The organism is Chromobacterium sp. LK1 (assembly GCF_001043555.1).
Lineage (GTDB): Bacteria > Pseudomonadota > Gammaproteobacteria > Burkholderiales > Chromobacteriaceae > Chromobacterium > Chromobacterium aquaticum.
Genome location: NZ_LDUI01000002.1, coordinates 27368 through 53101, shown reverse-complemented (window position 1 = coordinate 53101; position 25734 = coordinate 27368). Strand labels below are relative to the sequence as shown.

General features: G+C 65.8%; 17 protein-coding genes and 1 other RNA gene. 6 read left to right on the top strand and 12 right to left on the bottom strand.

From position 1 onward, the window contains the following. Positions 1–129: 129 nt before the first annotated feature. Genes rfbB through rfbC form a run of 4 tightly spaced genes read left to right on the top strand, consistent with a single transcriptional unit; the run spans position 130 to position 3556 of the window. Complete coding sequence (rfbB, locus tag VI26_RS01440) at positions 130–1191, top strand: dTDP-glucose 4,6-dehydratase (protein ID WP_048407970.1); 1062 nt, start codon at positions 130–132, stop codon at positions 1189–1191. Next, the gene (gene rfbD / locus VI26_RS01435; RefSeq protein ID WP_048407969.1) at positions 1184–2110 is read left to right on the top strand and encodes a dTDP-4-dehydrorhamnose reductase; all 927 of its coding nucleotides are present in this window, start codon (positions 1184–1186) and stop codon (positions 2108–2110) included. Before rfbB ends, rfbD begins: the two co-directional genes overlap by 8 nt. Further along, on the top strand, positions 2107–2994 hold the full coding sequence (gene rfbA, locus VI26_RS01430) for a glucose-1-phosphate thymidylyltransferase RfbA (RefSeq protein ID WP_048407968.1): 888 nt from the start codon (positions 2107–2109) through the stop codon (positions 2992–2994). The genes rfbD and rfbA overlap by 4 nt, the downstream gene beginning before the upstream one ends. Positions 2995–3010: 16 nt before the next feature. Further along, complete coding sequence (rfbC, locus tag VI26_RS01425; protein ID WP_048407967.1) at positions 3011–3556, top strand: dTDP-4-dehydrorhamnose 3,5-epimerase; 546 nt, start codon at positions 3011–3013, stop codon at positions 3554–3556. A gap of 222 nt (positions 3557–3778) precedes the next feature. Here the strand turns inward: rfbC and purD are convergent, their stop codons facing one another. The 6 genes from purD to rnpB all read right to left on the bottom strand — a co-directional run bounded on the left by purD (position 3779) and on the right by rnpB (position 9291). Then, the gene (purD, locus tag VI26_RS01420) at positions 3779–5056 is read right to left on the bottom strand and encodes a phosphoribosylamine--glycine ligase (RefSeq protein ID WP_048407966.1); all 1278 of its coding nucleotides are present in this window, start codon (positions 5054–5056) and stop codon (positions 3779–3781) included. Positions 5057–5109: 53 nt separating this feature from the next. Then, the gene (pagP, locus tag VI26_RS01415; protein WP_048407965.1) at positions 5110–5670 is read right to left on the bottom strand and encodes a lipid IV(A) palmitoyltransferase PagP; all 561 of its coding nucleotides are present in this window, start codon (positions 5668–5670) and stop codon (positions 5110–5112) included. A gap of 63 nt (positions 5671–5733) precedes the next feature. Then, complete coding sequence (gene purH, locus VI26_RS01410; protein ID WP_048407964.1) at positions 5734–7311, bottom strand: bifunctional phosphoribosylaminoimidazolecarboxamide formyltransferase/IMP cyclohydrolase; 1578 nt, start codon at positions 7309–7311, stop codon at positions 5734–5736. A 74-nt stretch (positions 7312–7385) separates the two neighbouring features. Beyond that, complete coding sequence (fis, locus tag VI26_RS01405; protein ID WP_019100932.1) at positions 7386–7622, bottom strand: DNA-binding transcriptional regulator Fis; 237 nt, start codon at positions 7620–7622, stop codon at positions 7386–7388. A 31-nt stretch (positions 7623–7653) separates the two neighbouring features. Continuing rightward, on the bottom strand, positions 7654–8697 hold the full coding sequence (gene dusB / locus VI26_RS01400; protein ID WP_048407963.1) for a tRNA dihydrouridine synthase DusB: 1044 nt from the start codon (positions 8695–8697) through the stop codon (positions 7654–7656). Positions 8698–8827: 130 nt separating this feature from the next. Further along, an RNA gene (gene rnpB / locus VI26_RS23010) (RNase P RNA component class A) lies at positions 8828–9291 on the bottom strand. A gap of 106 nt (positions 9292–9397) precedes the next feature. Here rnpB and VI26_RS01395 point away from each other — a divergent pair. Beyond that, on the top strand, positions 9398–12577 hold the full coding sequence (locus VI26_RS01395; protein ID WP_048407962.1) for an EAL domain-containing protein: 3180 nt from the start codon (positions 9398–9400) through the stop codon (positions 12575–12577). 37 nt (positions 12578–12614) lie between these two features. Here VI26_RS01395 and VI26_RS01390 read toward each other — a convergent pair whose 3' ends face one another. Together VI26_RS01390 and VI26_RS01385 are read right to left on the bottom strand one after the other, a co-directional pair. Beyond that, positions 12615–13916 (bottom strand): MFS transporter, encoded by a 1302-nt coding sequence (locus VI26_RS01390; protein WP_048407961.1) that lies wholly within the window; start codon positions 13914–13916, stop codon positions 12615–12617. Beyond that, complete coding sequence (locus VI26_RS01385) at positions 13913–15103, bottom strand: M20 aminoacylase family protein (protein WP_048407960.1); 1191 nt, start codon at positions 15101–15103, stop codon at positions 13913–13915. Before VI26_RS01385 ends, VI26_RS01390 begins: the two co-directional genes overlap by 4 nt. 171 nt (positions 15104–15274) lie before the next feature. Here VI26_RS01385 and VI26_RS01380 point away from each other — a divergent pair, with 171 nt between their 5' ends. After that, entirely contained in the window at positions 15275–16225 is a 951-nt protein-coding gene (locus VI26_RS01380; protein WP_048407959.1) for a LysR family transcriptional regulator, read from the top strand. A gap of 17 nt (positions 16226–16242) precedes the next feature. Here the strand turns inward: VI26_RS01380 and VI26_RS01375 are convergent, their stop codons facing one another. From VI26_RS01375 to aceF, 4 genes are all read right to left on the bottom strand, one after another. Continuing rightward, the gene (locus tag VI26_RS01375; RefSeq protein WP_048407958.1) at positions 16243–20055 is read right to left on the bottom strand and encodes a translocation/assembly module TamB domain-containing protein; all 3813 of its coding nucleotides are present in this window, start codon (positions 20053–20055) and stop codon (positions 16243–16245) included. Positions 20056–20068: 13 nt separating this feature from the next. After that, entirely contained in the window at positions 20069–21811 is a 1743-nt protein-coding gene (locus tag VI26_RS01370) for an autotransporter assembly complex family protein (RefSeq protein ID WP_048407957.1), read from the bottom strand. A 314-nt stretch (positions 21812–22125) separates the two neighbouring features. Next, a complete protein-coding gene (lpdA, locus tag VI26_RS01365) occupies positions 22126–23922 on the bottom strand; it encodes a dihydrolipoyl dehydrogenase (protein ID WP_048407956.1) in 1797 nt (598 codons plus the stop codon). Positions 23923–24056: 134 nt separating this feature from the next. Beyond that, the gene (gene aceF / locus VI26_RS01360; RefSeq protein WP_048407955.1) at positions 24057–25700 is read right to left on the bottom strand and encodes a dihydrolipoyllysine-residue acetyltransferase; all 1644 of its coding nucleotides are present in this window, start codon (positions 25698–25700) and stop codon (positions 24057–24059) included. Between the last annotated feature and the right edge of the window lie 34 nt (positions 25701–25734).

Here is a 25734-nt window from a genome sequence, read left to right as displayed (position 1 = left end):
TTGGAGTACCTATATGATTAGAACCCTCAATCATCTCGAATCCATTATTTTTGCCGATAACAGCAGATTGCTCAGCCAAGCTCGAAACAACGGCTAACTTTGCATTGCGAACATGGAAGTAAAAACAATATGACAATTTTGGTAACCGGCGGCGCCGGCTTCATCGGCGGCAATTTCGTGCTGGACTGGCTGGCGCAGAGCGACGAAACCGTCGTCAACCTGGACGCGCTCAGCTATGCCGGCAATCTCGACACCTTGAAATCCCTGGAACAGGACCCGCGCCATGTCTTCGTGCGCGGCGATATCGGCGACCGCGCGCTGGTCGACGCCCTGCTGGCCGAGCACCGCCCACGCGCGGTGATCAACTTCGCCGCGGAAAGCCATGTCGACCGCTCCATCCACGGACCGGGCGATTTCATCCAGACCAATGTGGTCGGCACCTTCAATCTGCTGGAAAGCGTGCGCGGCTACTGGGGCCAGCTGACGGACGCGCAGCGCGCCGGCTTCCGCCTGTTGCACGTGTCCACCGACGAGGTTTACGGCTCGCTGAGCCCCGACGACGCGCCATTCACGGAAAATCACCGCTACCAGCCGAACAGCCCCTACTCCGCGTCCAAGGCGGCGTCCGATCACCTGATGCGCGCCTGGCACCACACTTACGGCCTGCCGGTGCTGACCACCAATTGCAGCAATAACTACGGCCCCTATCACTTCCCGGAGAAGCTGATCCCGCTGGTCATCCTCAACGCCCTGGCCGGCAAGCCGCTGCCTATCTACGGCGACGGCAGCCAGGTGCGCGACTGGCTCTACGTCAAAGACCATTGCAGCGCCATCCGCCGGGTGCTGGAAGCCGGCACGCCCGGCGAAACCTATAATGTCGGCGGCTGGAACGAGAAAACCAATCTGGACGTGGTCAAAACCATCTGCGCCTTGCTGGACGAATTGGCGCCGCACGCCGACCCGGCGCGCCGCTACGCCGAGCAGATCGCCTTCGTCGCCGACCGCCCCGGCCACGACAGCCGCTACGCGATAGACGCGCGCAAGCTGGAGCGCGAACTGGGCTGGCGGCCGCAGGAAACTTTCGACAGCGGCATCCGCAAAACCGTGGCCTGGTATCTGCAACATCAGGACTGGGTCGCCAATGTCAGCAGCGGCGCCTATCGCGACTGGGTGAACCAACACTATGGCTGAGCACGCGCCCACCATTCTGCTGACCGGGATCAACGGCCAGCTTGGCCACCAGTTGCAAAGCGCGCTGGCGCCACTGGGCACAGTCATCGCGCTGAGCCGCGCTGAGCTGGACCTGGGCCAGGCCGACAGCATCCGCCAGGCATTGGAACGCCACCAGCCCGACATCATCGTCAATCCCGCCGCCTACACCGCGGTGGACCGCGCCGAGAGCGAACCCGAACAAGCCCACGCGGTCAACGCCGCCGCGCCGGCCTTGCTGGCGCAATGGGCGGCGCGGCGCCAGGCGCTGTTGCTGCACTATTCCACCGATTACGTGTTCAGCGGCGCCGGCGAACGCCCCTGGCGCGAAGACGATGCGGCCGAGCCGCGCTCGGTCTACGGCCAGAGCAAATGGGCCGGCGAGCAAGCGGTGCGCGCCGCCGCGCCGCGGCATTTGATCCTGCGCACCAGCTGGGTGTTCGGCGCCCACGGCGGCAATTTCCTGAAAACCATTCTGCGTCTGGCCCGAGAGCGCGACAGCTTGAGCGTGGTGGCCGATCAGATCGGCGCGCCCACTTCCACCGCCTTGATCGCCGACATCACCGTGGCGCTGCTGCGCGCTTACTTGCGCGATCCGGCCGGCTTCGCCTACGGTAGCTACCACCTGGCGGCGCAGGGTGAAACCAGTTGGCACGGCTATGCTCAACTGCTGACCGCCGAAGCGGTAAAACAAGGCTGCGCGCTGCGGCTGAGGCCAGCCGACATCGCGCCTATCGCCACGGCGGACTACCCGCTGCCGGCGCCGCGGCCGGCCAACTCCCGGCTGGACTGCGCCAAGCTGCAGCAAACCTTCGGCCTCGCGCTGCCACGCTGGGAAGACGGCGTCAAACACGTACTCGCCGAACTTGGCGCCCAGCCGCAACAGAAAGACAAGCAATGACTCAAGCACGCAAAGGCATCATCCTAGCCGGCGGCTCCGGCACCCGGCTATACCCGGCCACCATTTCCGTCAGCAAGCAATTACTGCCGATCTACGACAAGCCGATGATTTATTATCCGCTGACCACGCTGATGCTGGCCGGCATCCAGGAAATCCTGATCATCTCCACCCCGCAGGACACGCCGCGCTTCGAGCAGTTGCTGGGCGACGGCAGCCAATGGGGCTTGCGACTGAGCTACGCGGTACAGCCCAGCCCAGACGGCCTAGCCCAGGCCTTCATCATCGGCGAGGGCTTCCTGGCCGGCGCACCATCAGCGCTGGTGCTGGGCGACAATATCTATTACGGCCACGATTTCTCCGCCTTGCTGCAGGACGCCAACGCCATGCACAGCGGCGCCAGCGTGTTCGCCTACCGCGTCAACGATCCGGAGCGCTACGGCGTGGTCGCCTTCGACGCCGACGGCAAGGCGCTGTCGATAGAGGAAAAGCCGGCGCAACCCAAGTCCAATTACGCGGTGACCGGCCTCTACTTCTACGATGAGCAGGTGGTCGATATCGCCAAGTCCATCAAACCCTCTCCGCGCGGCGAGCTGGAAATCACCGACATCAACAATGTCTATTTGCAGCGAGGCCAGTTGTCGGTGCAGACCATGGGCCGCGGCTACGCCTGGCTGGACACCGGCACCCATGAATCCATGCTGGAAGCCAGCCAGTTCATCGCCACCATAGAAAGCCGCCAGGGCCTGAAAGTGGCCTGCCCGGAAGAAGTCGCCTACCACTTCGGCTGGATAGACGACGAGCAGGTGCGCCAACTGGCCAAGCCGCTGCAGAAGACCGGTTACGGCCGCTATCTGCTGGCGATGCTGGACCAGATCGTCTATTGATACTTACGAGCCGCTTATGAACATCATCGATACCGCTATTGCCGACGTCAAAATCATCGAACCCGCCGTGTTCGGCGACGAACGCGGCTTCTTCTTCGAAAGCTTCAATCAGCAGCGCTTCGAAGCCGCCATCGGCTGCGCCGCACCCTTCGTGCAGGACAATCACAGCCGCTCCAGCAAGGGCGTGCTGCGCGGCCTGCACTATCAGTTGGCGCCGCATGCCCAGGGCAAGCTGGTTAGGGTGATCGCCGGCGAAGTTTTCGATGTCGCCGTCGACATCCGTCGCGGCTCGGCCAGTTTCGGCCAATGGGTGGGCGTGCACCTGTCCGCCGCCAACAAGCGCCAGCTGTGGGTGCCGCCCGGCTTCGCCCACGGCTTCGTCACCCTGTCGGACAGCGCCGAGTTTCTGTACAAGACCACGGATTACTGGTTCAAGGAATTGGAGCGAACCATAGCCTGGAACGATCCCGAGCTGGCGATCGCCTGGCCGCTGGACGGAGAACCGCAGCTGTCGGCCAAGGATTGCGACGCGCCAGGCCTGCGTCAGGCCGAACTGGGCTGAGTCGGATCCAAGCCCGGAAATGAAAACAGCGCCGCAAGCGGCGCTGTTTCTCTATCAAGCGGCGGGACTCAGAACCTGTTCACGATCTCGCGAGCTAGCGCGAGGCAAGGCGAAAACAGCGGAAGAAGCGGAGTGTACAAACGGTACATGAGCATTCTGAAGGTGTTTTCAACGCCCTTGTCTAACTATCCCGCCGACGCGCAACTGATCGTAAACAGATTCTCAGTGTTTGCGGCCTATCGCGCGCGCGCCGATGTCACGGCGCAGCTGCTTGCCGGCGAAATGGACCTGATCGGCCAAGGCATATGCCTTGCCCTGCGCCATCTTGACGCTGTCACCCAGGCCCACCGCACACAGCACGCGGCCGCCGTTGCTGCGCAGCTGCTTATCCGCGTCCAGGCTGACGCCGGCGTGGAACACCATGCCGTCCTCGCTCTCGGCCGGCAAGCCGCTGATCAGATCGCCCTTGCGCGGCGCTTCCGGATAACCCTCGGCCGCCAGCACCACGCCCAAGGCCACGCGGCGGTCCCACTCCGCCTCCACCTGGTTCAGGCGGCCGTTGACGCCGGCCTCCAGCAATACGGTGAAGTCGGACTTCAACCGCGCCATGATGGGCTGGGTTTCCGGGTCGCCGAAGCGGCAGTTGAATTCGATAGTGTGCGGGTTGCCCTGCGCGTCTATCATCAGGCCGGCGTAAAGGAAGCCGGTATAACTGTGGCCGTCCTTCTTCATGCCCAACACCGTCGGCAGGATGATTTCGCGCATCACCCGGTTGTGCACCGCCGGCGTCACCACCGGCGCCGGGCTATACGCGCCCATGCCGCCGGTGTTGGGACCCTGGTCGTTGTCCAGCAGACGCTTGTGGTCCTGGCTGGTGGCCATCGGCAGCACGTGGTCGCCGTCCACCATCACGATGAAGCTGGCCTCCTCGCCCTGCAGGAAGTCCTCGATCACCACCCGCGCGCCGGCGCTGCCCATCTTGTTGCCCACCAGCATATCGTCGATGGCCGCGTGCGCCTCGTCCAGCGTCAGCGCCACCACCACGCCCTTGCCGGCGGCGAGTCCGTCGGCCTTGATCACGATGGGCGCGCCCTTGGCGTCGACATAGGCATGCGCGGCGCTAGCGTCGCTGAAGGTTTCGTAGCCGGCGGTGGGGATGCCGTGGCGCTTCATGAAGGCCTTGGCGAAATCCTTGGAGCTTTCCAACTGCGCGCAATATTGCGTGGGGCCGAAAATCCGCAGCCCCTCGGCGCGGAAGGCATCGACCACGCCGGCCGCCAGCGGCGCCTCCGGTCCCACCACCGTCAGTTCGATCTTCTCCTGCTTGGCGAAAGCCACCCATTCCGCCACGCTGCCGAGCTCGACGTTGGTCAGATTGGGGTCCAGCGCGGTGCCGGCGTTGCCGGGCGCGACGAAGACCTTGGACACCCGGCGCGATTTGGCGATGCGCCAGGCCAGCGCGTGTTCGCGCCCGCCGGAGCCGATAACCATTACTTTCATGTCAATGCTCCATCTGTTCTTAGCGGCGCGCCGCAACGCGCCGGATTCTTCACTCAATCGAGCTGCCAACGCAGCCAGGCGAACAATACATTGCCGTTATTGTGCCCGCCCGGGATATAGGTGGCCTGCAAGGCCAGCCGGCGATACTCCACCGACACCAGCGGCAGCACCGCCGGCAACGGGATATAGCTATAGTCCGAACGCGCGGTGACGCCGGCGGTGAAACCGGCGCCCAGCCGCCAGCCGTCCAGCGGCCACCAGGTTTTCTGGTAGGCGTAGCCGACGAAGGGTTCGACATCCTTGTGCGAGTCCAGGAAGGCCATCGCATACAGCGCGTGCCAATCGCCATCGGCGTCGTAGCGGTAACGGCCAAAGCCCAGACCCCAGGGCCGCTCGTTGAAGGAGTCGATTTTCGCCCTGTCGTAGAAGGCGCGGTTATGCCAGGTCACGGCCGGCACGTACAGTTCGTAGCGCTCGGAACGCCAGGTCGCCTCGACATTGTCGCGGCTGCGCTGCCAAAAGCCGGGTTCGGCGGCCGTGTTGTCGGCGGCCAACGCCGCCGGGCTGCCGAGCGCCAGCAGCCCGGCGCCCAAACAGAATGCAATAGATCTCATCAGGAAAACAGCGTCAATAAGCTGGGGATGCCGGCTAGCCGGCTCCCCGGTTGATAAAACGGCTCAGTGGCGGAAATGACGCACGCCGGTCAATACCATCGCCATGCCATGCTCGTCGGCGGCGGCGAAGACTTCCTCATCGCGCATCGAACCGCCCGGCTGGATGATGGCCTTGATGCCCTGTTCGGCGATCACGTCGATGCCGTCGCGGAACGGGAAGAAGGCATCGGACGACGCCACCGCGCCCTGCAGGCTCAAGCCGGCGTCGGCCGCCTTGCGCGCGGCGATGCGGGTGGAGTCGACACGGCTCATCTGACCGGCGCCGATACCTACGGTCTGACCATTCTTGCAGAAAACAATTGCATTGGACTTCACGTATTTGGCCACGCGCCAGGCGAACAGCAGGTCGGACAGCTCCTGCGGCGTCGGCTGCCGCTTGCTCACCACGCGCAACTCCTCCGGGCCGACATTGCGGATGTCCGGGCTCTGCACCAGCACGCCGCCGCCGACGCGCTTCAGCTCGAAACGGTTGGCTCCGGCCTGCAACGGGATTTCCAGCACGCGCACATTCTTCTTGGCGGCGATGACGGCCTTGGCCTCGTCGGTGAAGGCCGGAGCGATCAACACCTCCAGGAACTGGCCGGTCACCGCTTCCACCGTGGCGGCGTCCACCGGGCGGTTGAAGGCGATGATGCCGCCGAAGGCGCTGGTGGTGTCGGTGGCGAAGGCCAGCCGGTAAGCGCTGAGCGTGTCCGCCGCCACCGCCACGCCGCAGGGATTGGCGTGCTTGACGATGACGCAGGCGGTATCGTCGAAGGTCTTCACCGCCTCCCAGGCGGCGTCGGCGTCGGCGATATTGTTATAGGACAACTCCTTACCCTGCAGCTGGCGATAATGGGCGATGGAGCCGGCGGCCGGGTCCAGGTCGCGGTAGAAGGCGGCGGCCTGGTGCGGGTTCTCGCCGTAGCGCATGTCCTGCACCTTGACGAACTGCGCGTTGAGGCGCTTGGGGAAGACCACGCGTTCCGGCTTGCCCGCCAGCGCGCCGTCGGCCAGGCTGGTCAGGTAGTTGGAGATCGCGCCGTCATAGGCGGCGGTATGGGTGAAGGCCTTCTTGGCCAGTTCAAAGCGGGTGGCTTTGGACAGCGCGCCGCCGTTGGCGCTCATTTCAGCGGCCAGCGTCGCGTAGTCGGCGGCGTCGGTGACGATGGCCACATGCGCCCAGTTCTTGGCGGCGGAGCGCACCATGGTTGGGCCGCCGATGTCGATGTTCTCGATCGCGTCTTCCAGCGCACAGTCCGGATTAGCGATGGTGGCTTCGAAGGGGTAGAGATTGACGCAAACCAGATCGATATTGCCGATCTCGTGCTCGGCCATCTTGGCCACGTGTTCCGGCAGGTCGCGGCGGCCCAGGATGCCGCCGTGCACTTTCGGGTGCAGGGTCTTGACCCGGCCGTCCAGCATTTCCGGGAAGCAGGTGTAGTCGGACACTTCGGTCACCGGCACGCCGGCGTCGGCCAGCAGCTTGGCGGTGCCGCCGGTGGACAGGATGTGCACGCCCTGGGCGGCCAGGGCCTGGGCGAATTCCAGAATGCCGGTCTTGTCGGAGACGCTGATCAGCGCGCGTTCGATTTTGCTCATGGTTCTCTACCGCGTTAACTAAAAAGGAACACAAAAAAAACCGGCCATCCTGTTACGGTGTGGCCGGTTTGTCTTCATATCAAATCATAAGATTTCATCTTCTTGCGCAGGGTGTTGCGGTTCAAGCCCAGCAACTCCGCCGCTCGCGTCTGGTTGCCCTGGGTGTGTATCAGCACCACCTCCAATAATGGCTTTTCCACGCAAGCCAGCACCATGTCGTAGATGGCCGAGGGATTCTCCCCGTCCAGATCGCGAAAATACTGCTCCATCGCCAGCCGCACCGACTGCGAGATATGGTCATTGTTCTGCATGGTTATTATTTTATCCAAGTCTTGATTGGAGTTAGCCATCCACCACCGTCTCCAGGTCGTGGTCCAACGCTTCCCCAGCGCCATCCAAATACACCAGCCGTTCGGAGTCCCCGGCCAAACGGTCGAAATAGGCCGCCACGGCCAAGCGCTGCTCCGCCGTGGTCTCGAGTTGGTACATCTGCTGGCGGAAAGCGTTGCCGCCCTGCAGTCCCTTGGTGTACCAGGCGATGTGCTTGCGGGCGATGCGGCAGCCCGAGTATTCGCCGTAAAACCGGTATAGCTCATCCAGATGTTCCAGCAACAGCTGGCGCACCTCGCTCACCGCCGGCGGCGGCAGGCACTCGCCATGCTCGAGGAAATGCTGGATTTCGCGGAAAATCCACGGCCGGCCCTGGGCCGCCCGTCCTATCATGATGGCATCGGCGCCGGTATGTTCCAGCACCCACTGTGCTTTCTGCGGGGTGTCGATGTCGCCGTTGGCGATCAGCGGAATCCCGATCTGCCGCTTCACCTCGCGTATCGTGTCGTACTCGGCCGCGCCGCGGTACATGTCCTCGCGGGTGCGGCCATGCAAGGCCAGCGCGGCGATGCCGCAATCCTCGGCCATTTTCGCCACCCGCAGCGCATTGCGATGCTCCGGGCTCCAGCCGGTGCGCGTCTTCAGCGTCACCGGCACATCCACCGCCCTGACCACCGCGTCCAGGATGCGCGCCACCAGCGCCTCGTCGCGCAGCAAGGCCGAGCCGGCCGCCACATTGCACACCTTCTTGGCTGGACAGCCCATATTGATGTCGATGATCTGCGCGCCGCGCTCCACATTCAGCCGCGCCGCCTCGGCCATCTGCGCCGGATCGGAGCCGGCGATCTGCACCGAGATCGGCTCCACCTCGCCGGCGTGGTCGGCGCGGCGCAAGGTCTTGGCGGTGGTCCACAAGGCCTTGTTGGAGGTGATCATTTCCGATACCGCCATGCCGGCGCCCAGGCGCTTGCACAGCATGCGGAACGGTCTATCCGTCACCCCGGCCATGGGCGCCACGATAAGCCGGTTTTTCAATGAGTACGAACCAATGCGCATGCGGAGACAACTCTGGAGATAGCAGACTGAAGGGCCGGTATTGTAAAGCCTTTTTCCCGGCGGGTGGATTTTTTTTGCTTATTTTTTGAGCAAGCACCATAGCGGCAAACCATGGGCCGGCGAGGGATGAGGTGGAAGTTGGCCGATAAGCCGGGTCTTGTCGTTGGACAGTCATTCCTCTAGGCCTGCCGTTACCGACAGGCTCAAGCGACCTACCCGGGGACAAACGCGAGCAACGATAATTCCCCCTATTTGGTCTTGCTCCGGATGGGGTTTTGCCTGCCGTCCGTGTTACCACGTCCGCGGTGCGCTCTTACCGCAGAATAGGGCACCACACCCTACCTGTCCGACCGGGCTCTCGCCCGGCCAGTACACCTTTTCACCCTTGCCTGATCCGTCTCGCCGCTTACGCGGCGAAATAAAGAATCCACGCCCTTGCGGACGCTTCTTCCGGCCATCGGCGGTTCAGCTCTCTGCGCCACTTTCCATCGCCTCACGGCGTCCGGCCATTAACCGGCATCCTGCTCTACGGAGCCCGGACTTTCCTCCCCGCTCCTTCTTGCGAATTCGCGCGGCGACTGTCTGGCCAACTTCCGGGCGACATTCTACCCGATTCCACGCCCGCTGGCCCGACATTTTGCCATGACAAACGCGATAATCCCTTATACTGGCGGGTCCATCGAGCGATAACGACAAAAAAATGGAGTTGAACCAGGCCAAGCTGTCCCGTTTGCAATTGTTTGGCACGCTCGCCATTGTGTTCATGCTGGCGCTGACGCTGTCCAGCTATTTCCTGTTGACCAGCTGGAACGATTTCCAGGCCCGCCAGCACACCATACGCCAGGACGCTTACGCGCGCGCGCGCGACTATCTGCGCTCCTACGCCGACCACGCCGCGCAAACCCTGTCCGCGCTGCGCGAACGCACCAACGACACCCTGAAGCAAAGACTGCGCGAGCAGGTGGACCAGGCCTGGACGCTGGCCGACGCCATCTGGCGCCAGGAACACCTGCGCCGGCCGCCGCGCCAGGTGCAGCGCCTGATCGTGGAGGCCTTGCGGCCGCTGCGCTACTTCGACGGCCGCGGCTATTTTTTCATCGATGGCCTGGACGGCAGCTGCGTGCTGCTGCCCACCGCGCCGCAGTTGGAAGGCGGTTCGCTGCTGGCCAACCGCGACGACCAGGGCCGCTACATCATGCGCGCGCTGATCGAATCGGTGGCCAACGAACAGCGCCGCGGCTTCAGCTCCTATCGCTGGTACCAGCCCGGCAGCGGCGAGATGAGCGAGAAAGTGGCCTATGCGCGCCGCTTCCAGCCCTATGACTGGCTGATAGGCAGCGGCGAATACCTGAACAATGTCGAGGCCGACATGCAGAAGCAGGGCCTGGAAATGCTGGCGCGCATGCGCTTCGGCCACGACAGCGGCGACTTCATGATCATCGATCACCGCGGCGTGATCCTGCTGGACCCGGCCAATCCGACAATGAACGGCAAGCATTATTCGACCCTGCCCGGCGCCGACCGCGGCCGCATCGCCGAACTGATGCGCCGCGGCAAGCAAGGCGGCTTCATGGAATACCTGATCAGCAGCCTGGACGCGCCGCAGGGCGAACGCTATCTGTCCTATGCGCGCCAGTTGCCCGGCTGGGACTGGACCCTGGTGGCCAGCCTGCATGTGCAGTCGATAGAAGACAGCAGCCAGCGCGCGCGCCAGGAACTGGAGCGCAGCCTGCGCGAGCGCATCGCCGCCACCCTGCTGCTGACCCTGGTGGCCCTGCTCAGCGCCGGCGGTTTCTGCTGGTGCTTCCTGCGCTGGCTCAATGTGCTGGTGCAGCGCTATCGCCAGGACCTGGAACAAAGCCACCACTCGCTGGAACAGCGCTCGCGCGATCTGCGCCTCAGCCACTTCATGGTGGACAACGCCACCGACCTGATCGCGCTGCGCGACGCCGGCGGCGCCATCGTCTACTGCAATCAGGCGGCGCGCCAGCGGCTGGACTGCGGCTGCGACGCCGAGGAGCTGACCCGCGCGCTGTTCCACCTGCCAGCCGGCGAACTGCCACGGACCTTCGAGACCAAGCTGCAGTGCTGCGGCGAAACCCAGTACCTGGAAGTCACCGTCAACCAGTTGGGCTATCAGGGCGAAGACTATCTGTGCGCCACCGGCCGCGACATCACCGCGCGCCGCCAGACCGACCGCCAGCTGCGGCTGGCCGCCAAGGTGTTCGAATCCAGCAATGAAGCCATCCTGGTCACCGACCCGGACAATCGCATCCTGGCGGTCAACCGCGCCTTCTGCGCGATCACCGGCTACGAGGAGGCCGAAGCGCTGGGCCAGACCCCGGCCCTGCTCGCCTCCGGTCGCCACGATCCGGCCTTCTTCGAAAACATGTGGCAGCAGCTGCGCCAGCGCGGCCAGTGGTCCGGCGAGATCTGGAACCGCCGCAAGAACGGCGACATCTTCCCGGAATGGCTGAACATCAGCGTGTTGCTGAACGAGCAGGGTGAGATCAGCCATTACGTGGCGCTGTTCACCGATATATCCGAGCGCAAGGAGCAGGAGGCGCGGGTACAGCATCTGGCGGAATACGACGCGCTGACCGATCTGCCCAATCGCGTGCTGATCAACGACCGGCTGCAGCAGGCGATCCGCCAGGCCGAGCTGCGCCAGGGACAGTTGGCGGTATTGTTCGTCGATCTGGACCACTTCAAGAACATCAACGACACCCTGGGCCACAGCCTGGGCGACGAGCTGCTGAAACAGGCGGCCAGCCGCCTGGGCGCCGCGGTGGGCGCGCTGGACACCGTCGGCCGCACCGGCGGCGACGAATTCGTGCTGATCCTGCCCGCCATCGACCAGCCCGGCGAGGCCGCGCAAGTGGCCGAGCGGGTGCTGGCCGCGATGCAGCAGCCGTTCGAACTCGGCTCCCACCAGCTCAGCGTCAGCTGCAGCATAGGCATCAGCCTGATGCCGGACGACGGCCGCGACATCCAGAACCTGCTGATGAACGCCGACCTGGCGATGTACCACGCCAAGGCGCACGGCCGCAGCACCTTCCGCTTCTACACCCGGGAAATGAATGTGGAAGTGGCGGAGCGGCTGCACCTAGAAACCCGGCTGCGCCGCGCCATCGAGCACGGCGAGCTCTACCTGGTCTACCAGCCGCAATTCAATATGAGCGGCGAGCGCCTGCTGGGCTGCGAGGCGCTGGTGCGCTGGCGCGATCCCGAGCACGGCCTGATCATGCCCTCGCGCTTCATCCCCATCGCCGAGGACACCGGCTTGGTGGTGCCGCTGGGGCGCTGGGTGCTGCGCGAGGCCTGCCACCAGGCGGCGCAATGGTATGAAAGCGGCCTGCGCCCGGTGCGCATGGCGGTCAATGTCTCGGCGCGGCAGCTGACGCGGCCGGATTTCGTAGACGATGTGCGCGACGCGCTGCAGGCCAGCGGCCTGCCCGGCTACTGCCTGGAAGTCGAAGTCACCGAGAGCACGCTGATGGAAGACGCCGACTTCGCCGCGCGCCAGTTGGCGGTGATCAAGGCGATGGGGGTGCGGCTGTCGATAGACGACTTCGGCACCGGCTATTCCAGCCTGGCCTATCTGAAGCGCTTCGCGCCGGACACCATCAAGATAGACCGCTCCTTCATCATCGACCTGCCGCAGGATGAGGAAAACGCCGCCATCGTCTCCGCCATCGTGCACCTGGCCAACGCGCTGGGCATGGACACCCTGGCCGAGGGCGTCGAGCATCCGCAGCAACAGGCCTATCTGGGCAAGCTCGGCTGCTCGGCGATGCAGGGCTATCTGCTGGGCGCGCCGCTGTCGGCGGAAGCGATGGAGCAGCGCATGGACACGCTGCGCCAGCGGCTGTCGGTGTGACGCCGGCCCGGCCTCACGCCGGGCCAGCAGCCCAAGCTCAATCCAGCGGCCGGTTCGCCGTCTCCGGCACCATCTTCAGGCCTATCAGCGACACCAGCATGCACAGCACCGCGTACAGCGCCGGCGCATTGGGGTTGCCGGTCAGCTTGATCAGGCCGGCGGCGAAGAACTGGGCGAAACCGCCGAAAATCATCACGCCCACGCAATAGACGATGGACATGCCGCTGGCGCGGATGCGGCGTGGAAACAACTCCGGCAGCAAGGCGATGCTGGGCACCGCGGTCAGCACCAGCGGCACCGTCAGCAGCGCCACCACCAAGAGCAGCACCGGCCAGCTGGGCACGGCGTTGACCAGCATGAAACCGGGGTAGATCAGCAGCAGCAGGACCAGCCTCGGCCACAGGATGGATGGGCGCCGGCCAATGCGGTCGCTCCAGCGTCCGGCCGCCACCGACAACAGCACCTGCAGCAAGGCCGCGGTCGACGCCGCCCAGATCGCCACCGCCAGCGGCATGCCCAGCACCGTCACCGCGTGGTTGGCCAGGTAGTGGCCAACGATGAAGGTGGGCGCGGTGCCGCCTATGGTCAGCAACACCCCGGCCAGCAGTTGCCGCCAGTGCTGGCGCAGCAAGGCGCCGGCCGGCTCGGTCGTCGCCGCCGCCTGCGGCGCCACCGCGATGGCGGCGGTTTCGTCCAGCTGGCTGCGGATATACTCGCCCACCGGAATCGCCAGCACCCCGATGGCGAACACCAGCCGCCAGCCCCAGGTGTCCATCGCCGCCGCCGGCAGCAGTCCGCTCAACACGCTCACCACCAGGGTGCCGGCCAGCGTCCCCAGCCCCTGGCTGAACAACTGCCAGCTGCAGTAGTACCCGCGCGACTTGTCGTCGGCGTACTCCATCAGCATCGAGGTGGCCGCGCCCACCTGGCCGCCGACGGCGAAACCCTGCACCAGCCGCCCCAGCACCACCAGCGCCGGCCCGAGCAAGCCGGCCTGGGCATAGGTCGGCGCCACCACGAACAGCAGCGAGCCTATCGCCATCAGCCACAGGCTCAGCCGCAGCGCCGGCTTGCGGCCCTTGCGGTCCGCGTACAGACCGATGACGATGCCGCCTATCGGCCGGCTGACGAAGCCGGTGCCGAACACCGCGAAGGACAGCATCAGCTGCAGCAACGGCTCGTCGCTGAACGGGAAGAACAAGCGCCCCATCAAGGTGGCCAGTGCGCTGTAGACGATGAAGTCGTAGAACTCCAGCGCATTGCCCACGGTGATGGCGGTGATCGCGCGGCGGCTGGGCGCGGCCGGACGCGCGGCCAGCGTCGCTTCGGCCGCCGTCATTGCCCGCCCTCCGCTGCGCCCAGATAATGCTCCACCAGCCGGACCCAATAGCTGGCGCCCAAGGGCAGGATCTGGTCGTTGAAGTCATAGCCGGGGTTGTGCACCATGCAACCGCCCTCGCCGTCGCCATTGCCTATGATCAGGTAGCAGCCCGGCACCTGCTCCAGCCAGAAGGAAAAATCCTCGCTGCCGGTCAGCGGCGGCATCTCCGCCACCAGCCCATCCTCGCCCAGCCAGTCCAGCGCCACCTGCCGCGCCAGCGCGGTGGCGGCCGCATCGTTGACCAGCACCGGGTAGCCAAGCTGGTAATCCACTTCCGCCCGCGCGCCGAAACCGGCGGCCTGAGCCTCGGCCAGCGTCTCGATGCGCCGGCGCAGCAGCGCGCGCACCTCGGGATTCAAGGCGCGGATGCTCAAGCGCATTTCGGCGCTGTGCGGAATCACGTTCGGTGCCTCCCCGGCCAGGATGGCCCCCACCGTCACCACCGCCATGTCCAGCGGCGACACATTGCGCGCCACCACGCTTTGCAGCGCCATCACCAGCGACGCGGCCACCACCACCGGGTCCACCGCCTTGTGCGGCACCGCGCCATGGCCGCCGGTGGCCTGGATGCGGATCAGCGCGGTATCGGTGGAAGCCATGAAGGGGCCGGGACGAAAGCCCAGCTGGCCAGCCGGAAAACCCGGCATATTGTGCATCGCGAAGATGGCGTCGCAGGGAAACAGCCGGAACAGGCCGTCGTCCAGCATGCGCTTGGCGCCGGAGCCGCCATGGCCCTCCTCCGCCGGCTGGAATATCAGATGCACCGTGCCGCGCCAGGATTCGCGCCGCGCCAGCTCGCAGGCCGCCGCCAGCAGCATCGCGGTATGGCCATCGTGGCCGCAGGCGTGCATTTTTCCATCCACGCGGCTGGCCCAGGGCAGGCCGGTGGCCTCGTGTATCGGCAGCGCGTCCATGTCGGCGCGCAGGCCTATCGTTAGCCCCTCACCGCGACGCAGGGTGCCGACCACGCCAGTCAGTCCCAGTCCTTCATGGATCTCGTAGCCGCAATCGCGCAGGCAATGGATCACACGGCGGCGGGTTTCCACCTCTTCGAAGCCCAGCTCGGGATGGGCGTGGATATCGTGGCGCAGCGCTATCATCGCCGGGGCGATGTCGCGAATGCCGGGCAGGACGCGGTCGTTCATGGCGTGGTCTCCTTGGTAGGTATTTACGGCTTGCCGCACACTGTCGCGGCGACCGAAAACCAAGGCGATGCCGCGACAGCGACGACGGACAAGACTAGACGCAATACTTAATAGGTGAATAGATGTGAAAAAGTGATCGAGAACACTTTTGGTTGTCGACAGGGAGGAGAGATGAAGCTGCAACAATTACAAGCGCTGATCGCGCTGGCCGACGGCGGCGGCATCCGCGCCGCCGCGCGCATGCTGGGCCTGTCCCAGGCCGCCGTCAGCAAGGCCTTGCGCGAACTGGAGGCAGACCAACAGCTGCCCTTGCTGCAACGTCACGCCAGCGGCGCGCGGCTGACCGAACCCGGTCAGGCGCTGCTGACCCATGCGCGCCAGATCTCGACGCAGATCGAGCGCGCTCGCGATGAGATGGACGCACTGCGCGGCCGGCACGACGCCAGGCTATGCATAGGCGTCACACCCTGGCTGGCGCGCACCCTGCTGCCGGAAGTGGTGTTGCAATTCCGCCAACGGCTGCCGTCGATACGGCTGGAGCTGTTCGAAGCCCTGCAGGCGGTGGCGCTGCCACGGCTGCGCGACGGCCAGATGGACTGCGCGATCGGCCCATTGCCCGGCGACCTGTCCAATCAGGAGTTTCTCTGGCAGCCGCTATTCAGCCACGCCTGCCAGGTCATCGCCCGCCACGGCCACCCGGCGTTGCGCGCGCAGTCCTTGGCCGAGTTGCTGGAACAGGATTGGGTGGTCAATTACAGCCCGGCCAGTTATCGCCAGGTGCTGAATGCGCTGTTCACCCGCCATAGCCTGAGCATCGCGCCGGAACGGCTGGTCTGCGCACAGTCGGTCGCGCTGCTGGCCGGCCTGGTGCAGGCCGGCATGCTCAGCTACGGCCCGGAGCCGCTGCTATTGTGTCCGGACTTCGCCGGCAAGGCGCAGGCCTTGCCGCTGCGGGAACGGCTAGAGGACATCACCATAGGGGTGATCGGCCGCCAGGGACGCGTTCATGGCTATGCCGCCAGCTGTTTCATCGCCTGTCTGCAGCAGACGCTGCGCCAACGCATGCGCTCGGCTCGGCCGGAGGACCGGGCCTTGGCGCGGATGCTGACGCTGCGGTTTTAAAGCCCGCCGCGGCGCGCTCAATCGAAACGCAGGGTGTAACGCGACTCCACCGAGGCGTCGGTGCCGGCCCGCATCACCACCGACCAGCCCTTGCTCAGCTGGTACACCATCTTCACCGCCTGATTGGCGCTGGTCACGCCGTACTCATAGCCCAGATAGAGCTCGCGGGTCAGTTGACGGCCCACCGTCACCACCTGTTCCGCCGGGCTCACCGTGCCGTTGGCCAGCGTCTTTTCCTTGCGGCTGGACACGCCCAGGTCGTCGAACAGGCCGATCTGATCATTCAGCGAACCGGCCAGCATCATGCCGGCGGACGCCGCCAGATCGTTGTCGTCGCGATCGCCGCTCGCCGCCCGGCCCAGCACCAGCCAGGCCAGCTTGTCCTTCTCCGACATCGGCTCGTCGGCGACCAGCCGCACCTTGGGCATGGATACCGAGCCGCTGACTTCCACCCCGGCGCCCACCGGCGACAGCCGGCGCTTGGCGCGCACATTCAGCAAGGGATTGTCCAAGGGGCCATTGAAGGTGATGGCGCCATACTCGATGTCCAGGTCCTGGCCATAGGCCTTGTAGCGGCCCTTGACCACGCGCACCTGGCCCTTGGCGCCGGGCGCTTCGCCGGGATTGGCGCTGACGCGCACCGAACCGGTCAGGTCCACGTTCAGGCCCTGGCCGGAGAAGCGGAAGCGGTCGCCCAGGTCCAGATCCAGCGCCACCGTCAGCGGCATGCTGGCGAAGGCCGACGGCTCCGGCTCCGGCCGGCCCTTGACCAGCACATCGTCGCCCAGGCTGGGCGCGCCGAACTTGGGCAGGCCGATGCGGCCCTGGTCGGCGCGGATATGGCCGGTCAGCGACAATTTTCCGGCCACCATCGCCAACTCGGTGCGGCCGGACACCACCAGGCGGCGGTTGGGCCGGTCGAACACGCCGAACTTGCGCAACTCCACCGCCACGCGCGCGTCCGGGGTATCGCCGCTGAGATCCAGCGCGCCGCTGGCCGCCACCTCGCCTTCGCCGCCGGCGAAACGCAAGCGCTCCAGCACCAGCTTGCGGCCGTCCAGCCGCGCCTGCAGGCTGCCGTCGCCCAGGCGGATACCGGTGCGGCGGTCGGCCAGCAAGAGCTTGTCCCCGCGTATCGTCCCCTGTGCCATAGGCTGGCTCAGCGCGCCGGTCAGCGCCATATTGGCGCCGATCTGGCCGCCCAGTTCCAGCGAGGGGCCGGCGAAGCTGGCCAGCGTCGCCAGCGAGGGTACGCTGGCGCTGACCGTGGCGTTGAGCGGGGACTTGGCGTCGATGGCGCCGCCGTTCCACGGTATCGAGCCCTTGCCCTGCAACTGGGCGTAACGGCTGTCCAGATTCAGGTCGAACAGCGCGCGCCCGCCGTCCAGCGTCAGGGTGGCGACCGCGGTCTTCAACCCCAGCGCCACGCCCTTGCCCTTGTCGCCCGGCAGTTGCACATCGCCGCCGGCGCGGCGCAGCACGAACTGGCCCTTGGCATTGGCCGCCAGGTTCAGGTTCCAGTCGGAATCGAAACTCAGGTCCTGCTTCAGCGGCAGGCTGAGCAAGGGACCCAGCTCCGCCAGCCGCAGGCCGCGCGCCGAGCCGCGGGTGCTGAGCGCGCCGTTGGCGCCGCGATTGAGTTCGGCCAGGGTGATGCTGCCGCCCAGCGCCGCCAATCGGGCATTGCCCACCTTGATCTGTTCGCCCAGTTCCAGCGCCACCGGCGCCAGCAGGCTGAGGCCGGGCCGGCCGTTCAATTCCAGCTTGCTCAGGGTGCCGGCCCAGGGGCCGGCCTCGCCGCGCAGGCCGCCGCTGGCCGCCAGTTGCAGCGCATACGGGTGGTCGGCCAGGCGGAAACGGCCGTCCAGCTGCAAGCCGTGGCGCGCGCGGGTGCCGCTGGCGCTGGCGCGCAGCTGCTCGGCGCGGAAACCGCCGGCCTGCAGCGCAGCCACGTCCAGCTTGAGCTGGAACGGGCTGTTCTGGTCGGCCTTGACGTTGCCGCTGAACTGCAGGCTTTGCAGCGCGATATTGCCCGGCAGCTTGAGCCGGTCCGCCTGCAGATTGGCGCTGATCAGCGGCGCCTTGGGCGTGCCGGCCAGCTCGCCCTGACCCTTGATCACGCCGGAGAAGCCGGGACCGATCAGGCCGAGATTGGGCGCGTCGATCAAGAGCTTGAGCTTGTCGCCGATGGCGCCGTAAGCACCATTGGCCTGCAGCCGGTTCTGCGCCAGCCTCAGATCGGCGCTGAGCGACTTCAGCCGCTCGCCTTGCAGCAGCACATCGGCGCCGCCGCTGAGCGGCGCGCCGGATAGCTTGCTGGGCGCGAATTGCAGCTTGGCCGCCACGCTCAGCGGGCTGGCCAGTTGGCCCTTGGCCTGCAAGCTGGCGTTGAGATCGCCGCTGGGCAGGCCGGGCTTGAGCTTGGACGGATCGGCGCGGTTGAGCTTGCCGCTGAAATCGAATAGCTGCTTGCCATCCAGGCCCAGCTGGCCGGCCAGCGTCAGGGTGCCAACGCCGGCGGTCAATTCCGCTTGCCGGATCAGCAGCGCCGCATGCGGCGCCGGCGCGAAACCGACATCGGCCTTGGCCTGCAAGGTCTTGCCCTTGAGCTGGGCGATGATGTTCGGACCAGCGAGCGGGCCTTCCAGCGTCACCCGGCCGTCCAGGCGATCATCCGGCGCGCTGGCGTGCAATTGCCGCAGCCCCAGCTTGGAAATGTCCAGCGCCAGCTTGAGCTGGTCCGGCCGCACCTGGCCGGCCAGGCCGATTTCGCCGTCGGCGATCCGCGCATGGGTGTTGAACAGCTCCAGCGCCTTGTCGTCGGCGCGGAATTCGCCGGCCAGCAAGGACAGCGGCAGCTTTTGCTCGGACAAGGGACCTGCCTGCTCGTTGAGCAGGGTCAGGCCGCCCTTGACGCGCTGGCCGGCGTCCGGCTCGGCGAACACCGCCAGGCTGAGCTTGGCGCGCGGCCATTCCGGCAGGATGGCCTGCGGATTGATGCCGGCCATGCGCGCATCCAGCCGGGTAAAGCTGTTAAAGGGATTGCTGGCGAAGGGCAGTAGATCGCCCTTGACGTCGGCCACCAGGCCCTTGCCGGCCAGCTCGCCGTCAAAGCTCAGCTGCAACAGGCTGCCGCCCAGCGCCAGCTTGGCCTGGTAGGGAATCTTGTCCAATTCACCGCCGGCGCTGAGCTTGCCTTGCAGCGCGAAGGGCTTGGCGTCGGCCAATTGCAGCGCGGCCTCGGCCTCGCCCCAGGGCGAGCCCAGGCGCTTGAGCTTGAGATCGTGGCGCCGGCCGTCGTAGACATAACCGGCCTCCAGGCCGTACAGCCGCAGCTTGGCCGGCTCCAGCGTCAGGCTGGCGACGCTGAGCTTGTCCAGGCGGATGGACAGGGGCAAGGCCAGCGATTCCGGCGCGCCGCCGGGCGGCGTGGCCGGCGTCGGCTTGACCGCCACCTTGACGTGCCCCACCGCCAGCTGCCGCAGCCACAGCTGGCGCTGCCACAGCGCGCTTGGGTTCCAGTCCAGTTGCACGGACTCGATGTCGACATCGCTGCCGGCGCTGCGCACGCGCACATCGCTCAGCTTGAAGCCGTCCCACAGCGTGCCTTCGGCCTGCTTGACGCTGACGGCGTTGCCGCTGAGGCCGCCCAGCGACTGCATCAGCCAGGCGAAGCCGGCGCGGCTGGCGGTCAGCCAGGCGCTGGCGGCCAGCAACAGCGCGATCAACAACAGGGGCAGCCACAGCAGCCAGCGCCAGCGGCGACGCTTGGGCGCGGCCGGCGGCGGCGGCGCGGTGTCGGGAGTTTGGGGAGTGTCGGTTGCGCTCATGAATGCATTCGAATCAGAAGGCCAGGCCCAGGCTGAGGTTCCAGCGTATCTTGCCGTCGCGCTCGGCCTTGGCGAAGTCGAAGGACAGCGGCGCCACCGGGCTCATCCAGCGCAGGCCGACGCCGTTGGCGCGCTCCACCTGGAAGCCCTTCCAGCTCTGGCTGGCGTTGCCGGCGTCGGTGAACAGCGCCAGATACCAGTCCGGCTTGATCGGGATTTGATATTCCAGGCTGCCGGTGGCCACCACGCGGCCGCCCAGCACCGAGCCATTGGGGCCGGCCAGGCCCAGGCTTTGGTAATCATAGCCGCGCACGCTGTTGGCGCCGCCGGCGCGGAACAGGATGGAGGACGGCACCGCGTCCTGATCGCTGGCCCATACCTGGCCCAGTTCCAGCCGGCCGACGAAGGTGCCGTACTTGGGGAAGGGAGACCAGTAGCCGACGGTGCGGGCGTAGCCGCGCACATAGGAAGTGGAGGACAAGGCGCTGCCGACGGTGCCGGAAAGCTGGAAGTCCAGCAGCACGCCGGAGCGCGGCCGCATCAGGTCGTCCACCGCGCGCTGGGTCCAGCCGTAGACCAGCTGCAAGGCGCGGGTGTCCTTATTCGACACGCCGCCGGCCTCCTCGCTTTCCAGCAGGTATTGCAGGCCCAGGCGCGCCTCGATATTGCCGCGAGTACGGGTGCGCCAGCCGCCGACATCGCTGCTGCGGGTTTTCAGGCCCTGGATGTCGTCGGTCTTGAAGGCGCTGGTGATGGAATGGGAATAGCCGTCGGACTGGCGCGGAAAACCCAGGCCCAGCGACAGCGATTGCTGGTTTTTCTTCCAGCTGGTCACCAGCGAACCGGTATAGCCGCGGCGGAAGATATTGTAGTGGTCGTAGCCTACGCGCACGCCGGGGCCGTCGCCGGAGTCGTAGATCAGACCCAGTTCCAGCTTCTGGCGCGGCATTTCGGTGACGTCCACCTCCACCGGCACCTGCAGGGTGTCCGGATCAATCTGCGCCAGGTCGGCGCTGACCACCACGTTAGAGAAGTGCGGCGCCTGCTCCAGCGCCGACTGGTAGTCGAAAATCTTCTTCAACTGATAAGGCGAGCCGGCGGAGAAATCGGCCAGGCCGGTGGCGATTTTCTCCGGATAGCGCTTCATGCCCTTGACGTGGATGTCGCCGAAACGGACCAGCGGGCCGCTGTCGATCTCCACCTCCAGCGTCGCGCGGCGAGTGGCCGGATCGATGGCGGCCTGACTTTTGCTGATATGCGCCTTGGGGAAGCGATCGGCGGTGATCAAGCGCATCACCGCGCGCTTGCTGCTATCCCAATCGGACTGGCGATAAGGCGCGCCCATGGGCAGCGACCAAGCCTCCAGCACCGCCGCGTAGCGCTGCTGGAAATCGCCCTCGGCGCGGATAGGCCCGTTCAGGCGGATGGTGACATCCTCGATCAAGGCCGGCTCGCCGGGCTTGACCTCGACCACGTAGCGCCGGGCGCTCTCTTCGCGCACATTGACGCGCGCGTCGAAATAGCCCTCGGTCTCCAGCAGCTTGCGCGCGTCCTCCGGCGTGCTGCGCAGCAATTCGGTCAACAGCGTCTCGTCCATTTCTTCTTCCAGACGGCTGGTGACCAATTCCAGATTGTCTTGCAGCAAGCCGGACAGGCCGGAAGGCGCGTCTATGCGCACGCTGTAGTCGAGCTTGGCCCAGGCGGACGTCGCCATCAGCAATAAGATCAATGAAATAAGCAGGCGGGAGCTTGGCATGGTCCGATTCGTTTGGTGTCGAGGCCATGGTAACGAAACTTGCGGCGGCTGGCGAGAAGCGGCTGGGCGGCTTCAAAATCGCACAGCCCAATCCGGGCGTTCTTAAACCAAAAGCTTAATTTACATTCAATTATAATTCATATCCGCAAGCGGCAGCCATCCATTTTTCTCATACCCGACCACCCACGCGCGCCATCAGGCGCAAGGCGGTGAGACCAGCGGGATAGCTAATAGTTTTGCCGCCCATCATTTAAAACGATGCGCATAAAAAAGGGCAGACCCGGAGGCCTGCCCTATTTCCTGCCCTGCCGCGCTTACTTCTTGCGCTGCGGCGGCAAGTCGGTGCAAGTGCCGTGCGCCACTTCCGCCGCCATGCCGATGGACTCGCCCATGGTCGGGTGCGGGTGGATGGTCTTGCCGATGTCGGTGGCGTCGCAACCCATTTCGATGGCCAGGCAGACTTCGCCTATCATGTCGCCCGCATGCGGGCCGACGATGCCGCCGCCGATGATCTGGTGGCTTTCGGCGTCGAAGATCAGCTTGGTGAAGCCCTCGTCGCGGCCGTTGGCGATCGCGCGGCCGGAGGCGGCCCACGGGAACACGCCCTTCTCGATCTTCAGGCCCTGCTTCTTGGCCTCGTCCTCGGTGACGCCGACCCAAGCCACTTCCGGATCGGTGTAAGCCACGCCCGGAATCACGCGCGCGTCGAAGTAGGACTTCTGGCCGGCGCAGTTCTCCGCCGCCACATGGCCTTCATGCACGCCCTTGTGCGCCAGCATAGGCTGGCCGACGATGTCGCCGATGGCGAAGATGTGCGGCACATTGGTGCGCTGCTGCTTGTCCACCGGGATGAAGCCGCGGTCGGTCACCGCGATGCCGGCGTTCTCGGCGCCCAACAGCTTGCCGTTCGGCGCGCGGCCGGTGGCGTACAGCACCAGGTCGTAGCGCTGCGGCTCTTTCGGCGCTTGATCGCCCTCGAAAGTCACCCACACGCCGTCGTCCTTGGGCTCCACGGCCACGGTCTTGGTGTTGAGCATGATGTTGTCGAAACGGTGGGCGTTCCACTTCTGCCACACTTTGACCAGGTCGCGGTCCGCGCCCTGCATCAGGCCGTCCATCATTTCCACCACGTCCAGGCGCGCGCCCAGCGTGGAGTAGACGGTGCCCATTTCCAGGCCGATGATGCCGCCGCCGATGATCAGCATGCGATTGGCCACGCCCTTCAGTTCCAGCGCGCCGGTGGAGTCCACCACGCGCGGATCGTCCGGAATGAACGGCAGCTTCACCACGCGGGAACCGGCGGCGATGATGGCGTTCTTGAATTTGATGATCTTCTTCTCGCCGCTCTCTTCACGGCCCTTGCCGGTGGTCAGCGAGACTTCGATATGGTGCGGATCGATGAAATGACCATTGCCGCGTACGATGTCCACCTTGCGCGCCTTGGCCATGCCGCCCAGGCCGCCGGTCAGCTTGGCGATGACCTTTTCCTTGTAGCCGCGCAGCATGTCGATGTCCACTTCCGGCTTGCCGAACTTGATGCCGTTGGCGGCCAGGTGGCTGACTTCGTCGATCACCGCCGCATTGTGCAGCAGCGCCTTGGACGGGATGCAGCCCACGTTCAGGCACACACCGCCCAGGGTGGCGTAACGCTCGACGATGACCACTTTCAGGCCCAGGTCGGCCGCGCGGAAGGCGGCGGAATAACCGCCGGGGCCGCCGCCCAGCACCATCACATCGCACTCGATGTCGGCGCCGCCGCCATGGCTGGCGGCGACCGGAGCGGCTTGCGGCGCGAAGCCGGCCTGGGTGGTGGCGGACGCGACGCCGGTGGTTTCTACCGGCTTCACTTCAGCCGGAGCCGCGGCTGCGCCGGCGGCTTCAATCACCACGATCAGATCGCCTTCGGACACTTTGCTGCCCACGGCGACGCGCACTTCCTTGACGGTGCCGGCGGCTTCCGCCGGCACTTCCATCGTGGCCTTGTCGGTTTCCAGCGTGATCAGGCTGGCTTCTTTTGCGATCACATCGCCCGGCTTGACGAAGACTTCGATCACGTCCACGTTGCCGTGGCCGCCGATGTCCGGGACTTTCAATTCGATCAGATTGCTCATGGTTTTCCATCCGCAATGTTGAGCGGCCGGCGCGGAGCCGGCCGCCTCGAGTCTGGGCTGATTCTGTAGCGAGAAAGCCCGCCGCGCGGGCGTTTCCCCTACATCCTGCGACAGAAGGGCGGAACGCCCCGCCGTTACAGGATCAGACGGCGTACGTCAGTCAGCAGCTTGCCCAAATGCACGGTGAAGCGCGCGGCGGCGGCGCCATCGATCACGCGGTGATCGAAGGACAGCGACAGCGGGCACATCAGGCGCGGCGCGAATTCCTTGCCGTTCCACACCGGCTTGATCTGCGATTTGCAGACGCCGAGGATGGCCACTTCCGGCGCGTTGACGATGGGCGTGAAGCTGGTGCCGCCAATGCCGCCCAGACTGGAAATGGTGAAGGTCGCGCCCTGCATGTCGGTGGGCTTGAGCTTGCCTTCGCGCGCCAGCTTGGACAGATCGGTCAGTTCCTGCGCGATCTGGCGCAGGCCCTTCTTGTCGGCGTCCTTGATCACCGGCACTACCAGGCCGTTAGGCGTGTCGGCGGCGAAACCGATGTGGTAGTACTGCTTCAGCACCAGGTTATCGCCATCCAGCGAACTGTTGAAGTTCGGGAAGGCTTTCAGCGCTTCGGCGGCGGCCTTGATGATGAAGGCCAGCGGGCTGATCTTCAGGCCGGACTTTTCCCATTCCTTGCCCACGGTCTTGCGGAAGTCTTCCAGCTCGGTGATGTCGCACTCGTCGTTGAACGTGACGTGCGGGATCATCACCCAGTTGCGCGACAGATTGGCGCCGGAAATCTTCTGGATGCGGGACAGCGGCTTGGTTTCGATAGCTCCGAACTTGGCGAAATCGACTTTCGGCCACGGCAGCAGATCCAGACCGCCGCCGGAGGAGGCCGCGGCGGCCGGGGCCAGCGCCGCCGGGTTCTGCATCACGCCCTTGACGAAGGCTTTGACGTCGGCGTCGGTGATGCGGCCCTTGCGGCCATTGCCCTTGACCTTGCCCAGGTCCACGCCCAGTTCGCGCGCCAGACGGCGCACCGACGGACCGGCGTGGGCCTTGGAGAAGGGGGCTTCGTCGATGGCGGCGGACGCGGCAACGACCGGAGCCGGGGCGGCGGCGGGCGCGGCGGCCACCGGGGCCGGAGCGGCCGGGGCTGCTGCCGGAGCCGGCGCGGCGGCTGCCGGGGCGGCGGCGGCTGCGACAGCGCCTTCCACCACCACGATCAGATCGCCTTCGCTGACCTTGTCGCCCACTTTCACCTTGACTTCCACCACGCGGCCGGCGGCGGAGGCCGGCACTTCCATGGTGGCCTTGTCGGTTTCCAGCGTGATCAGGCTGTCGTCGACGGCGATGTCATCGCCGACCTTGACGGTGACTTCGATCACGTCGACGCCGTTATGGCCGCCGATGTCCGGCACGCGGATTTCGCTGCGGCCGGAAGCCGCCGGCGCGGCGGCGGGAGCGGCTGCCACCGGAGCCGGAGCAGCGGCCGGGGCGGCGGCGGGAGCCGGGGCTGCGGCCGCTGGGGCCGGCGCGGACGCGGCGGCGCCCACTTCCAGGATGGCGATCACGTCGCCTTCGGAGATCTTGCCGCCGACGACGGCTTTGACTTCCTTGATCACGCCCGCGGTTTCCGCCGGCACTTCCATGGTGGCCTTGTCGGTTTCCAGCGTGATCAGGGAGTCGTCCACGGACACGGTCTGGCCCGGGACGATGAATACTTCGATGATGTCTACATTGCTGTGACCGCCGATGTCGGGCACTTTCAATTCGATCAGATTGCTCATGAGCTTTCCATTCGTAAGGCGGAAGCCCCTGTCG

Excerpts from the sequence above, each read along its gene's own strand:
- VI26_RS01375 (WP_048407958.1), bottom strand. The coding sequence starts at position 20,055 with ATGAGCGCAACCGACACTCCCCAAACTCCCGACACCGCGCCGCCGCCG.
- VI26_RS01380 (WP_048407959.1), top strand. The coding sequence starts at position 15,275 with ATGAAGCTGCAACAATTACAAGCGCTGATCGCGCTGGCCGACGGCGGC.
- lpdA (WP_048407956.1), bottom strand. The coding sequence starts at position 23,922 with ATGAGCAATCTGATCGAATTGAAAGTCCCGGACATCGGCGGCCACGGC.
- rfbC (WP_048407967.1), top strand. The coding sequence starts at position 3,011 with ATGAACATCATCGATACCGCTATTGCCGACGTCAAAATCATCGAACCC.
- rfbD (WP_048407969.1), top strand. The coding sequence starts at position 1,184 with ATGGCTGAGCACGCGCCCACCATTCTGCTGACCGGGATCAACGGCCAG.
- VI26_RS01395 (WP_048407962.1), top strand. The coding sequence starts at position 9,398 with ATGGAGTTGAACCAGGCCAAGCTGTCCCGTTTGCAATTGTTTGGCACG.
- pagP (WP_048407965.1), bottom strand. The coding sequence starts at position 5,670 with ATGAGATCTATTGCATTCTGTTTGGGCGCCGGGCTGCTGGCGCTCGGC.
- fis (WP_019100932.1), bottom strand. The coding sequence starts at position 7,622 with ATGCAGAACAATGACCATATCTCGCAGTCGGTGCGGCTGGCGATGGAG.
- purH (WP_048407964.1), bottom strand. The coding sequence starts at position 7,311 with ATGAGCAAAATCGAACGCGCGCTGATCAGCGTCTCCGACAAGACCGGC.
- VI26_RS01370 (WP_048407957.1), bottom strand. The coding sequence starts at position 21,811 with ATGCCAAGCTCCCGCCTGCTTATTTCATTGATCTTATTGCTGATGGCG.
- purD (WP_048407966.1), bottom strand. The coding sequence starts at position 5,056 with ATGAAAGTAATGGTTATCGGCTCCGGCGGGCGCGAACACGCGCTGGCC.
- VI26_RS01390 (WP_048407961.1), bottom strand. The coding sequence starts at position 13,916 with ATGACGGCGGCCGAAGCGACGCTGGCCGCGCGTCCGGCCGCGCCCAGC.
- rfbB (WP_048407970.1), top strand. The coding sequence starts at position 130 with ATGACAATTTTGGTAACCGGCGGCGCCGGCTTCATCGGCGGCAATTTC.
- rfbA (WP_048407968.1), top strand. The coding sequence starts at position 2,107 with ATGACTCAAGCACGCAAAGGCATCATCCTAGCCGGCGGCTCCGGCACC.
- dusB (WP_048407963.1), bottom strand. The coding sequence starts at position 8,697 with ATGCGCATTGGTTCGTACTCATTGAAAAACCGGCTTATCGTGGCGCCC.
- aceF (WP_048407955.1), bottom strand. The coding sequence starts at position 25,700 with ATGAGCAATCTGATCGAATTGAAAGTGCCCGACATCGGCGGTCACAGC.
- VI26_RS01385 (WP_048407960.1), bottom strand. The coding sequence starts at position 15,103 with ATGAACGACCGCGTCCTGCCCGGCATTCGCGACATCGCCCCGGCGATG.